At 38.2% G+C, this 12183-nt stretch carries 12 protein-coding genes; 8 read left to right on the top strand and 4 right to left on the bottom strand.

All coding sequences use genetic code 11. From position 1 onward, the window contains the following. Positions 1–21 precede the first annotated feature (21 nt). The gene (locus EOK74_RS12450; protein WP_133470342.1) at positions 22–1539 is read right to left on the bottom strand and encodes a fumarate hydratase; all 1518 of its coding nucleotides are present in this window, start codon (positions 1537–1539) and stop codon (positions 22–24) included. A gap of 126 nt (positions 1540–1665) precedes the next feature. On the opposite strand from EOK74_RS12450, the gene pabB reads away from it, so the two are divergent. Beyond that, positions 1666–3096 carry an aminodeoxychorismate synthase component I gene (gene pabB, locus EOK74_RS12445; protein WP_133470341.1) on the top strand — a complete coding sequence of 477 codons (1431 nt, stop codon included), beginning with the start codon at positions 1666–1668 and terminating at the stop codon, positions 3094–3096. Position 3097: 1 nt separating this feature from the next. Further along, on the top strand, positions 3098–3676 hold the full coding sequence (locus EOK74_RS12440) for a CoA pyrophosphatase (protein ID WP_133470340.1): 579 nt from the start codon (positions 3098–3100) through the stop codon (positions 3674–3676). Positions 3677–3765: 89 nt separating this feature from the next. On the opposite strand, the gene cysB is transcribed toward EOK74_RS12440, so the two are convergent. Further along, on the bottom strand, positions 3766–4740 hold the full coding sequence (cysB, locus tag EOK74_RS12435) for an HTH-type transcriptional regulator CysB (RefSeq protein ID WP_133470339.1): 975 nt from the start codon (positions 4738–4740) through the stop codon (positions 3766–3768). A 237-nt stretch (positions 4741–4977) separates the two neighbouring features. Here cysB and EOK74_RS12430 point away from each other — a divergent pair, with 237 nt between their 5' ends. Beyond that, on the top strand, positions 4978–5670 hold the full coding sequence (locus EOK74_RS12430) for a sensor histidine kinase (protein WP_133470338.1): 693 nt from the start codon (positions 4978–4980) through the stop codon (positions 5668–5670). A 52-nt stretch (positions 5671–5722) separates the two neighbouring features. Beyond that, positions 5723–6490, top strand: coding sequence for a hypothetical protein (locus EOK74_RS12425; RefSeq protein ID WP_133470337.1), 768 nt, complete (start codon positions 5723–5725; stop codon positions 6488–6490). 33 nt (positions 6491–6523) lie between these two features. Here EOK74_RS12425 and EOK74_RS12420 read toward each other — a convergent pair whose 3' ends face one another. Then, positions 6524–7435, bottom strand: a complete 912-nt coding sequence (locus tag EOK74_RS12420; RefSeq protein WP_205964657.1) for a LysR family transcriptional regulator — start codon at positions 7433–7435, stop codon at positions 6524–6526. A gap of 108 nt (positions 7436–7543) precedes the next feature. Between EOK74_RS12420 and EOK74_RS12415 the strand changes: the two genes are divergently transcribed. The 3 genes from EOK74_RS12415 to EOK74_RS12405 all read left to right on the top strand — a co-directional run bounded on the left by EOK74_RS12415 (position 7544) and on the right by EOK74_RS12405 (position 10369). Continuing rightward, entirely contained in the window at positions 7544–8257 is a 714-nt protein-coding gene (locus tag EOK74_RS12415; protein ID WP_133470336.1) for a CoA transferase subunit A, read from the top strand. 9 nt (positions 8258–8266) lie between these two features. Next, on the top strand, positions 8267–8923 hold the full coding sequence (locus tag EOK74_RS12410) for a CoA transferase subunit B (RefSeq protein ID WP_133470335.1): 657 nt from the start codon (positions 8267–8269) through the stop codon (positions 8921–8923). A 114-nt stretch (positions 8924–9037) separates the two neighbouring features. Continuing rightward, on the top strand, positions 9038–10369 hold the full coding sequence (locus EOK74_RS12405) for a DEAD/DEAH box helicase (protein ID WP_133470334.1): 1332 nt from the start codon (positions 9038–9040) through the stop codon (positions 10367–10369). Positions 10370–10868: 499 nt separating this feature from the next. On the opposite strand, the gene EOK74_RS12400 is transcribed toward EOK74_RS12405, so the two are convergent. After that, positions 10869–11420: an NAD(P)H nitroreductase gene (locus tag EOK74_RS12400; RefSeq protein WP_133470333.1), complete on the bottom strand. Its 552-nt coding sequence runs from the start codon at positions 11418–11420 to the stop codon at positions 10869–10871. 166 nt (positions 11421–11586) lie between these two features. Here EOK74_RS12400 and EOK74_RS12390 point away from each other — a divergent pair, with 166 nt between their 5' ends. Beyond that, entirely contained in the window at positions 11587–12183 is a 597-nt protein-coding gene (locus tag EOK74_RS12390; RefSeq protein WP_166638762.1) for a FlgO family outer membrane protein, read from the top strand.

Raw genomic sequence — 12183 nt, 5'->3', positions numbered from 1 at the left:
TTAATGGTAAGTAAACGTTACTTACTTTTCCATTTCTGCAATTTTAACTTTCCAAATTGCCGGCCCTGTTTCATGGGCATTAGCACCACTGCTATCAACAGCAACGGTCACGGGCATATCAACTACATCAAATTCATAGATAGCTTCCATACCTAAGTCTTCAAAAGCTACAACACGAGCATTTTTTATCGCTTTTGACACTAAATAAGCGGCGCCACCCACAGCCATCAAATACACAGACTTGTGCTTGGCAATACTTTGCACAGTTGCAGGACCACGCTCTGCTTTACCAATCATGCCACTGATACCGGTTTTTTCTAGCATCATGTCAGTAAACTTGTCCATACGTGTTGCCGTAGTAGGGCCAGCAGGTCCCACTGCTTCATCGCCTACCGCATCAACTGGCCCCACGTAATAGATAAATTTATTATCAAAATCCACACCTTCTGGTAAGCCTTCGCCATTAGCCAACATGGTTTGAATACGCTTATGGGCCGCATCACGGCCAGTCAACATCTTACCGGTTAGTAAGACAGTCTCACCCACTTTCCATTCTTGAATGTCGTCTTTGCTCACTGTATCTAAGTTAACACGGCGTGTCCCCTCAGCTACTTCCCAAGTAACCTCTGGCCAATCTTCAAGTTTAGGGGGCGTAAAATCAGCAGGACCAGAACCATCTAAGTGAAAATGAGCGTGGCGTGTTGCAGCGCAGTTAGGGATCATGGCTACGGGCTTAGAGGCGGCATGAGTAGGCAGTGATTTTATCTTAATATCAACAACTGTTGTTAAACCACCTAAGCCTTGGGCACCAATCCCTAAGTCATTTACTTTTTTGAAGATATCTAAACGTAGCTTCTCTTCAGTAGTTTCAGCGCCTCTATCCATTAACTCTTGAATATCTACCGGATCCATTAAGCTTTCTTTAGCAAGTACAGCGGCTTTTTCAGCTGTACCGCCTATACCTATACCTAACATTCCAGGTGGACACCACCCTGCCCCCATAGTTGGCAAAGTTTTCACTACCCAATCTGCAATATCATCACTAGGGTTTAACATAACCATTTTAGATTTGTTTTCTGAACCACCGCCTTTAGCAGCGATCATGACTTCTATATGATCGCCAGCAACCGTATCAATATGAACCACAGCGGGTGTATTATCTTTAGTATTTTTACGGGTGCCTGCAGGGTCTGCAACAATCGATGCCCTAAGAGGATTGTCAGGGTTAAGGTAGGCACGACGGGTTCCTTCATCAACCATTTGTTGCACAGTTAAATCTGTTTTATCCCACTTTACCCCCATACCAATTTTAACGAAACATGTAACAATACCGGTGTCTTGACATAAAGGGCGCTTGCCTTCAGCAGACATTCTAGAGTTTATGAGAATTTGTGCCATGGCATCTTTTGCAGCCTGACTTTGCTCTTTGTTATAGGCTTTTTCAACTGCTTGGATGTAGTCGAGTGGATGATAATAGGAAATAAACTGCAAAGACTCTTCAATACTATCAATAAAATCTTGCTGACGAATAACGCTCATGGATGCCTCTTAGATATTCTTAGGTTACATTTTCTTTAGTTATGATAACCTGCTAAGCGTAATTGCTCCATGATAAATCTGCAGCATTTCATTAAACATTTATCTGAGTCCCTAGAAAATTTCACAATGATAATTAAAAACCCTTTAGTCAGTATTGTCCCAATTGAGCTTGCCGCCTCAACCTGTATCACCTCAGTATTTCAACATTACGCTAGTGATAGTTGGGCTATGTTACTTGATTCATCTAATAGCCAACATAAGAATGGCCGTTTCGATATTATGGTTGCTAAACCTATTGCAACTATTATAACCACAGCCAACAATTCAGAAATTAAGCACATCGACAACACTATAGAAAAAAGCGATGCTAATCCCTTGAGTTTGTTGCAAAAACTCATTAATCAGTACTTATCAGGGGTACAATTAGCGCAAACAGGGCCATCTGACATTCCTTTTATTGCTGGGGCATTAGGATACTTTGGGTATGATTTAGGACGCCATTTTGAGTATTTACCTAATAAACATTTTGCGGAATATACTAGTCCTGATATGGCGGTAGGTCTATATACATGGAGTATCATAAAAGATAATCAAGATGAGTGTTTTTACCTTTGTAGCTTAGAAGGCTACCCTCACCCTACTCCATCAGATATTAGACTCTTAGTTGCACAAAAATACAAAGCGGCAAAATTTGCTTTAACCACGGCTTGGCAAGCTAATATGTCAAAAGCAAAGTATGAACAAAAAATAGAGAAAATTAAGTCGTATTTAAATGCCGGAGATTGCTATCAAACTAACCTCGCTCAGCGTTTTACAGCCAACTACACTGGTGATGAATGGCGAGCCTATTTAAAATTAAGAAACGCTAATCAAGCTCCTTTTTCAGCTTTTATACGCTTACCGACATCTAGTATTTTAAGTATTTCTCCAGAACGTTTTCTATTAGTTAGGAATAACAAGGTTGAGACAAAACCTATAAAAGGTACTAGGCCAAGACAAAAAGACCCTTTAGCAGATAAACAGCAAATTGAATCCTTACTGACTTCGCAAAAAGATCAAGCCGAGAATCTGATGATTGTTGACTTAATGCGTAATGATTTAAGCAAACACTGCGAGGCCGGTACCGTCGAAGTACCAAAGCTATTCGAAATAGAAACCTTTGCTGCAGTTCATCATTTAGTTAGTACGGTAACTGCCCAGCTAAAATCCGATAAAACCTCTATTGATTTATTACAAGGCGCATTCCCTGGCGGGTCTATTACTGGTGCTCCTAAAATCAGGGCTATGGAAATAATTGATGAGCTAGAACCTAACAATCGGAATATATACTGTGGCAGTATCGGTTATATTGGTATTAAAGGTGATATGGATACGAGTATATGTATCCGCACTTTACTGTGTGAGCAGGGTAATAAACAGAATAAGATTTACTGTTGGGCAGGTGGCGGTATAGTGATCGATTCCGAAGCTGAAGCTGAATATCAAGAAAGCCTAGATAAAGTATCAAAAATACTTCCTATACTCGATACTGAGGTGTCCACTAATATCCAAGGCTAAAATGAATAAATCCGAGTTCTTACGTCAATTTCATCACATAAAGCTAGTCAATAAGGAACCTGACTTCTCCTTAAAAAACGCAGGTAAACCAGCAGCAGTTCTGATACCTATTGTACAATACCAAAATGAGCTTAAGGTCGTATTCACAGTAAGGGCAAAACATCTAAAACATCACGGTGGACAAATTAGTTTTCCTGGAGGGAAACAAGAACAAACAGATAAGACTTTAATTCAAACTGCACTTCGTGAAACCTATGAAGAAATTGGTATCCCACCCGAAAAAGTTGATATCGTCGGTAATTTACCTATATACCGGACCATTAGTGGGTATGAAGTGAGCCCTTATATTGGCTTTTTACCTGGTCCGCTAAATTTAGTATTAGATAAAAATGAGGTCGAAGAAACATTTGAAGTTCCCCTAACATTTTTACTTGATCACCAGAATCACTTAATACATTGGGTCAAGCGACGTAACGACCAAACTCCTATCTACTTTATTCCTTGGCAACAACATAATATATGGGGGGCAACCGCTGCATTTGTTAGAAATTTATCCCATCATTTTTATGGCAATAAATAAAACAATTGATTTAAGGTAGGCTAAAAGGAAATGAACCTAAATAATCTATTTTTGTGTTTGATTATTTAGGTTTATCAGATAATCGAGACTTATTTAACGGGAAGAGTTAATCCTTTAAACATTTTTTCGACTTCATCATTGTTTTTCAACATCATTGCTTTCTCTACAACAGACTTGGTCAAGTGTGGCGCAAAACGTTCAATAAACTCATACATATAACTACGCAAAAATGAGCCTTTACGGAAACCAATCTTAGTAGTGCTGTACTCAAACAAATGACTTGCATCAATTTTAACTAAATCAGAATCCAATTTGTCATCAATAGCCATTGAAGCAATCACGCCAACACCAACCCCTAAACGCACATAAGTTTTGATAACATCAGCATCTGTGGCAGTAAATACAATTTTAGGCTCGATTCCAGCAGAACTAAATGCCTGATCTAAAGATGAACGGCCTGTAAAACCAAAGACATAGGTCACTAAGTTATATTCCGCTAAATCTTCAATTGTAATACTGGTTTTCTTCGATAGAGGGTGATCTCTATTAACAATAATACTGCGATTCCAATGGTAACAAGGCAACATAACCAAATCATTGTACAAGTGTAGCGCCTCTGTTGCGATGGCAAAATCCGCCTCGCCTTTTGCAGCTAAATCACTAATTTGCGAAGGCGTGCCTTGGTGCATATGTAAAGACACTTTAGAATATTTATTCATAAAGCCTTTAATCACATCTGGTAAAGCATAGCGAGCTTGGGTATGAGTCGTAGCAATATTTAATTTGCCTTGATCTGGCAGAGTGTGCTCACGAGACACGGCTTTAATACTTTCAACCTTAGCCAAAATTTCTCTAGAAATATTAATTACGTCTTGCCCTGCTTCAGTGACATGAGTGAGATGTTTTCCACTACGGCCAAAGATTTGCACACCCAACTCATCTTCCAACATACGCACTTGCTTGCTGATCCCTGGCTGCGACGTATACAAACTTTCTGCAGTGGCAGACACGTTTAAGTTATTGTTAAGCACCTCAACAATATATCTGAGTTGTTGTAATTTCATTTTTTGACCTTGCTAGTTAACTGACACACCCTATATATTCAAATGTTATATAACTTTAACAAAATGAATTCCATAAAATTTTAAAAAAAAGTTCTAGTTATATGCAAAATTGGCTAGCTCACTTGCTATAAATCAATGCTAAAAGGTCTCTAAAAATTTGATAAGATGCTAAAAACTATAAATAAAATTTATAAATGTGGCTATCCTGAGTGTAAGGTTAAGTGATGGGAGGGGCAGATGCCAAATGACAATGACGCTATTGATTTTTCAACCGTTCTTGGTGCAGCAGTTCATGATATGAAGAATTCACTATGCCTGTTAAATAAAAGTATCGAGGATATTAGCCGCTCAATTGCAAACCCCGATGTTATTACTAGTGAGCACCTAGCATCTGCTCATTATGAAGCAGCTAGACTAAACACTGGATTAGTTCAGTTGTTATCTCTGTACAGAGCAAGACTGGATAATTTACCTGTAAATATCGATGAGCATTGCATTGAAGATATGGTCGAGGAAATTGTCACATCAAACAAAAGTTATCTTAATCACAAAAATATGAGTTTAGAAGTTAATAAATCTGCCGATTTATTATGGTATCTAGATTCAGATTTGATTTATATCTTATTAAATGATGTATTAATTAATGCCTTACGTTATGGCAAACAAAAAATATTACTAAGTGTTTATGAAGAATCAGAAAATCTTATTTTTAAAATAGAAGACGATGGTCCAGGTTATCCACAAAATATGTTAGAGGCTACACTAATTAATGTGCAAGAATATGATATTAGCCAAGGACGTACAGGATTGGGTTTATTTTTCGCTAGACTTATAGCTCAAGCTCATACTAGAGGGAACAAGTCGGGATCCATATCACTTAGAAATGGTGGTGCTCTAGGTGGCAGTGTCTTTGTTTTAGCATTACCTTAATTGTTTCATTTGAATTAGTTGTTACTTTAGTTTTGGAATAAAAAATACTTTTATGATGTTCACAATAATTATAGTGTTAATCGTTTCATTGGTGCTTATAGGCGTCATTGTTAACGCTATGCAACAGCATAAAAATAAAATGGAAACGGAACGTCGGGCTGAAGCATCAAAACAGAAAGCAATCATTGAGAACACAGAAGCAGCATTGAAGGCTGCCGAAGGTATCCCTTTTACGCAAAGATTTTTGTTTATAATGAAGCGCAGGGTTTTTATGGCAACCAAAGCATTGCAAAGCGTAAGCGATGGAACCACTAATTATAACCAACAAATAAAAGGTCTTGAGGAAGAACTGAAAGCCATTGATATAACACAACCCGCTCCCCCAGAAGACCAATTTAAGCTTCCCCAAGCCGATAAACATGTGATTCAATTTATTAAAGGGATAAAAACCCTAAGAGCGCTGTTACGGGCAGAGTTTAAAAAAGGCAGACTCGAAAGTCGTGTATTTTTGGCAGAAGATAAACTCCTTGAACGGCTCCAACTTAGAGCAAATGTTGACACATTAATACGCCGTGGCGAGATAGCCTTAAAAAATAACCAATTAGGCTCTGCTCGACAATGTTTAGAAAAAGCCATTGGTGCCCTATCCTCTCAACCTAATCAAGATGAATATATCACCGCTCGAAAAAGTAAACTTCAAGAAAAGTTGTCAGATATTGAAAATAACCTTAAAAGAGCTAACAGCAAAGACGTCGCCGAGAAACAAGAGTCTGAACGTAATGAATTAGATGAACTCTTTGCAGAAAAGAAAAAGTGGTAACCCATCAAGGCTTGTTAACTAAATTTAAGTCGATTACTCGGCCGGAAAATTAGCATGCACGTTATCTGCTACCCACCTCCAAAATGCTTGAGCAACTGAAGACAAAGTACCTTTTCTAAGTCTGATGATGCCAACTTGTTTATTTAAATGATTTTCTGTAATGGGTACACAAGTCAATCCTTTACTTAGCATTTGCTCTCGACATAAAACAGGTACTACAGAGACACCTAAATCATAATTCACAAATTGCCCCAAAGTCGCCAACTGGCTAGCTTCTGCGACGATGTTTAATGTTGCAATTTGAGTTTCCATGTAAGCATCAATCCAGCGCCGAATAGCAGAGCCCTTATTCATAGCAACATAAGGATACGATGCTAACTGTGGCCAAGATACACTTGAATGTTGAGCCAATGGATGAGATTTAGGTAATACAGCCATGAAACAATCTTCGAATAACGGGTGAAACTCCAAACCTTCCATTTTTTCAGACTCAAATGAAAATCCAATTTCTGCACGCCCCTCCTGAACATTCTGTATTACACGCTCCATTACAACATCATTAACGGCAAGCTTAATATTTGGATATAACCCAGTAAATTTTTGCAGAATACTTGGTAATAAACCCGCAGCAAAAGAGGGCATTGCAGCAATAGACAAGTTACCTTGCCCGAGTGAAAATAAATTATGAAGATCAGAAAATGCCTGTTGCCAATCATAAATTAGCCTTTTAGCCACAGGGATAAACAATTTGCCCTCAGGCGTTAACTCGACCTTACGAGTGGTCCTAGAAAACAATTCCCCACCAACCTGAAGCTCCATTTTTTTTATGGCTGATGATAAAGCAGGTTGTGATAAACAAATTTTTTCAGCTGCTTCTGCAAAAGTATGAGAATTAGCAATACACACAAATATATTTAATTGTTTAAAAGAAACATTACTGATCATAGGCAAACCAATTAATAAATTTTATCTATTAATACACACATTAATTCAATTTTACTATTGAATATTATCTCCTAAACTGAAGTCACTGAGTTTAGAGAGGAAATAAATATGGCAGGTTTTAATAAAGTTGTAGAAAGTTATGATGCCGCAATGGCTGGTTTGACTGACAATATGACAATTATTGCTGGCGGATTTGGCTTATGTGGTATCCCAGAAGGGTTAATTTCGCAAATTCGTAAAATGGCAACAACAAACCTAACAGTAGTATCCAACAACTGCGGTGTGGATGGGTTTGGATTAGGTGTGTTATTACAGCAAAAACAAATTAGAAAGATGATTTCTTCTTACGTTGGCGAAAACGCATTATTTGAACAGCAACTGCTTAGCGGAGAGTTAGAAGTAGAGCTGACGCCACAAGGAACACTAGCAGAAAAAATGAGAGCAGGGGGTGCAGGTATTCCTGCATTTTATACTGCAACAGGTTATGGCACCCCAGTAGGCGAAGGAAAAGAAACCCGAAAATTTGGTGACCGTAGTTACATAATGGAAGAATCAGTCACTGGCGACTTTTCAATAGTTAAGGCATGGAAGGCAGACAAGTACGGCAATTGTATCTATCGACATACGGCACAAAACTTTAATCCTATGGCTGCTACAGCTGGAAAAATAACAGTAGTTGAAGTTGAAGAACTTGTGGAAACAGGTTCATTAAACCCTAGCGAAATCCATACCCCTGGCATTTATGTAGACCGGGTAATAGTTGGCACTTTTGAGAAAAGGATTGAGCGTAAAATACTCACTCCTACAACTAATAACCAATAGGAGATAGTTATGTCATTAAGTAGAGAGCAAATTGCCATGAGAGTGGCACAAGAATTCAGTGATGGTGATTATGTAAATTTAGGCATTGGCATTCCTACACTGGCAGCAAACTATGTAGATAAAGATATTGAAGTAATGTTGCAGTCAGAAAATGGTTTACTAGGTATGGGGCCCTACCCAACTGAAGAGCAAGTCGATGCAGACATGATCAACGCTGGTAAAGAAACGGTTACAGCTAGCAAAGGTGCATCTATTTTTAGTTCAGCTGAGAGCTTTGCCATGATAAGAGGTGGCCATGTAGATTTAACTGTACTTGGTGCATTCGAAGTAGATGTGTCTGGAAGTATCGCCTCTTGGATGATCCCAGGTAAACTAATTAAGGGTATGGGTGGCGCAATGGATCTAGTTGCAGGAGCTCGCAATATAATCGTCACCATGACCCATGCAGATAAACACGGAAACTCAAAACTATTGGACTCATGTACCCTACCTTTAACTGGCGTAAACTGTATAAATCGAATAATCACCGACTTAGCTGTTATAGAAGTTAAAGATGGAGCTTTTCACTTAAAAGAGAAAGCACCTGACGTAACTGTAGAAGAAATAAAATCAAAAACAGCCGGAAAATTGATTATCACTGAAAACACACCAGATATGTCCTTTTAGGCCTGTAACTAAAAGCTAGAAAGTCTTTAAGTGCCTATGTAAGTTAATCCTTTGATGGTATAAACGGCTGCAACTTGTATAATTGTGACAATTTCCGTTTTAAGAGCATATGCATTGCAATTTAGTGACTTAGGTATTCATCACATTCTATTAAAAGCCCTTGAAGTTAAAGGGCTAAACACTCCTACACAAATACAACAAAAGTCCATACCTTATGGCATGTTAGGTAAAGACCTAATTGCGTCTTCTAAAACAGGATCAGGTAAAACTCTAGCTTTTTTACTGCCTGCCGTACATAGAGTTTTAACAAAGCACCCTTTAAGTAAACGTGACCCTAGGGTGTTAATTTTGGCCCCTACCCGAGAACTTGCTAAACAAGTATTTTTACAGCTTAAATGGTTAATCGCTAAGCAACCTCTTAAAGCTGCGCTGGTTTTAGGTGGCGAAAACTTTAACGACCAAGTAAAAGCATTGAAACATAATCCACAATTTGTAGTAGGTACAGCAGGTCGAATCGCTGACCACCTATCTGGAAAGTCACTATTTTTAAACGGCTTAGAATTGTTAATCCTTGATGAAGCAGACCGCATGTTAGATTTAGGTTTTGCGTCTCAACTCAAACAAATAAATCAAATGGCTGACCACAGAAAGCGACAATCTATGATGTTTTCAGCCACCTTAGATACTGCTGCGATGCATGAATTAACTCACTTATTACTTAAAGCGCCGCAACGGATAAGTGTTGGGTCTTCGAGTGAAGAGCATAAAGATATACAGCAAGCATTTTATTTAGCTGACAATGTGACTCACAAAGAAGCCTTACTAGTAAAAATCATCAATCAACAAGAACATAGACAAATTATTATATTTACTGCTACCCGAGCAGATACGGAACGGTTATCCACTCTACTAAAAGAAATGCAATTCCATTCTATTGCTCTAAGTGGTGATTTAACTCAAGGGCAGAGAAACAACATAATGAGTGAGTTTGGTCGAGGTCAACAGCATATTCTAGTAACAACAGATATTGCATCTCGAGGCCTAGATTTACTCAATGTTTCGTTAGTAGTTAATTTTGATCTACCTAAATTGGCAGACGAATATGTTCACAGAGTCGGTAGAACAGGAAGAGCAGGCAATAAAGGTAAAGCAGTTTCATTTGTAGGACCAAAAGATTGGTATAGCTTTTTGGCGATTAAGGGCTTTCTGAATCAAAATATTAAGCTAGATGTAGTTGAAGGTTTAGAAGCTAAATTTAAAGGATTAAAACCTGCTAAAAAAGCAGCACCTAAAAATAAAAAAGAAACTGACCGAAATAAAGATAAGCAAAGCAAACCACAACAAACAGCTAGCCGAGTAAATACAATGCAAGGTAAAGAGGTAGGTGACATGCCAATGAAACGTAAACCAAGACAAGCACCATCAGAGCCATCTGAAGAGAATTAAAAGCCCCAATTTTTAAACCGAGTATAGTTTTATGTGACTCTAAAGTAATTAAGAAACACTTTAGAGTCACATATCAGTCATCACATAGAGTTTATTACAGAAAGAATGTATAACTTTCTTTAGGCAGCGACAGAAAAATGAATTTTTTAGAAAATTCAAACCAAGTAGCAGATTACTTGCGCCAAGCAGTTTCTAATATGGTTAAGTTTAATACAGCCCCCTCCTTGATTTATACATTATGGTAAAGCGACTACTCCAAAGCCTTTCCTCAATGAAACAAAGATTTAAATAAAACCATACTGCGTAACGGTACTTACCCCACCTTCATTAAGCCAGTCTCTACTTCTAGTAGCATATTGAAAGGTAGACCAAGACAATAAAGAGCAATTAGCCTCTTTTTAAAAAGCACTATCTAAGGTTGTGTGCATTAAATGCCGCTAAAAACTCTGGCAGAAACCAAGTAAGAGTTTCTGCAGGCGGCTAAGCTTTCATTTCATGATTAATTCCAGCTTTTAAAAAAATCATGGCTATCTAAGGTAGGTTTTTGCATAGGTTGAAGTACTGATGTACCAAGATATAAAAAGCCTACAATTTCATCTTTATCAGTTAACGCTAAAGCCTTTTTTACAATTGGGTCTTGGGCATAACTGCCTGTGCGCCAAACCCCTTCGAAACCTTGCGATATTGCAGCTAAGTGCATAGCGTGAACTCCGCAAGAAGCTGAAGCCACTTGCTCTACCCAAGGCACTTTTGCATGTTCTGTATATTTAGCAATGGCAATAATAACCATAGGCGCTCGCAAAGGTAACTGAGTCGCCCGTGCAATATCAGCTTCTGATTTGTTTGATTGTATCGCAGCTTGTTTATATAGCTCACCAAGTCGAACTAACCCTTCTCCTTCACAAACAATAAACTGCCAAGGAGTTAACGCCGCATGATCCGGAGCTCTTAAGGCAGCTTGTTTTATATTTTCTAATACAACACCAGCAGGAGCAGGAGCCTGCAACCTAGGTTGCGAACGTCTGTTTAATAATAAATCTAGGGCTTTCATTACAATCCATCATTTTAATGAGCTAAACAAGTATTCTATTATCTCATTAATTCTAGGGATACTATTTCAATGAATTATTTACTTTATCTCTTTATAACCGCTAATTTTTATGGCGCGGTTATTGCTGAGTGACAATATACTGTGTAAGGCAAAACATGTGAACCGAATGAAATATTACTATTTAATAGCTACTATTGGCTTACTCCTATTAGGATGCAGTTCAATCAGCAACAATGAAACTCAAGAAAGTAATCAAGAGCTTACAAAAGAATACCAATCGAATACATTACATGGCCATGTCGAAAAGCTTGTCAGACAACTACTCAGCACATCTCAACCATTTGACACATCGGGCAATATAGCAGTGGGCACTATTTTACCTACAGAGCACAATAACGGCCAACAATTGCCTGCTCACGCTAGCCTTGGCTTACAAATTCAAGAAAGCGTTATGACCTTCATAACACAGGCGGGGTTAAGTGTGGTGGAATTCAAAGCTATGCCGTCTATTAAAATCCAAAAACAAGCTGACGAAATGTTGAGCAGAGATATTAAAGAGCTAGCTGAAAGTATTTCGGCAGACTACTTTTTAACAGGAACCTACACCCTTCAAGAAAGCAGTACTTTAGTTAATATTAGGCTAATTAAAGTACCAGAAAACATGATTTTAGCTGCAGCCACAGATTATGTGCCAAATGATGCCATGTGGAGTGCAACCAAAGTTACAATAAAAAATAATCAAATTTATCGCAATGGTTATTAG

It is taken from the genome of Paraglaciecola marina (genome assembly GCF_004360155.1).
Lineage (GTDB): Bacteria > Pseudomonadota > Gammaproteobacteria > Enterobacterales > Alteromonadaceae > Paraglaciecola > Paraglaciecola marina.
Note: the sequence above shows the minus strand (reverse complement) of the source record. Positions and strands in the feature narration are given on the sequence as shown.

Excerpts from the sequence above, each read along its gene's own strand:
- EOK74_RS12450 (WP_133470342.1), bottom strand. The coding sequence starts at position 1,539 with ATGAGCGTTATTCGTCAGCAAGATTTTATTGATAGTATTGAAGAGTCT.
- pabB (WP_133470341.1), top strand. The coding sequence starts at position 1,666 with ATGATAATTAAAAACCCTTTAGTCAGTATTGTCCCAATTGAGCTTGCC.
- EOK74_RS12440 (WP_133470340.1), top strand. The coding sequence starts at position 3,098 with ATGAATAAATCCGAGTTCTTACGTCAATTTCATCACATAAAGCTAGTC.
- cysB (WP_133470339.1), bottom strand. The coding sequence starts at position 4,740 with ATGAAATTACAACAACTCAGATATATTGTTGAGGTGCTTAACAATAAC.
- EOK74_RS12430 (WP_133470338.1), top strand. The coding sequence starts at position 4,978 with ATGCCAAATGACAATGACGCTATTGATTTTTCAACCGTTCTTGGTGCA.
- EOK74_RS12425 (WP_133470337.1), top strand. The coding sequence starts at position 5,723 with ATGATGTTCACAATAATTATAGTGTTAATCGTTTCATTGGTGCTTATA.
- EOK74_RS12420 (WP_205964657.1), bottom strand. The coding sequence starts at position 7,435 with ATGATCAGTAATGTTTCTTTTAAACAATTAAATATATTTGTGTGTATT.
- EOK74_RS12415 (WP_133470336.1), top strand. The coding sequence starts at position 7,544 with ATGGCAGGTTTTAATAAAGTTGTAGAAAGTTATGATGCCGCAATGGCT.
- EOK74_RS12410 (WP_133470335.1), top strand. The coding sequence starts at position 8,267 with ATGTCATTAAGTAGAGAGCAAATTGCCATGAGAGTGGCACAAGAATTC.
- EOK74_RS12400 (WP_133470333.1), bottom strand. The coding sequence starts at position 11,420 with ATGAAAGCCCTAGATTTATTATTAAACAGACGTTCGCAACCTAGGTTG.
- EOK74_RS12390 (WP_166638762.1), top strand. The coding sequence starts at position 11,587 with ATGAAATATTACTATTTAATAGCTACTATTGGCTTACTCCTATTAGGA.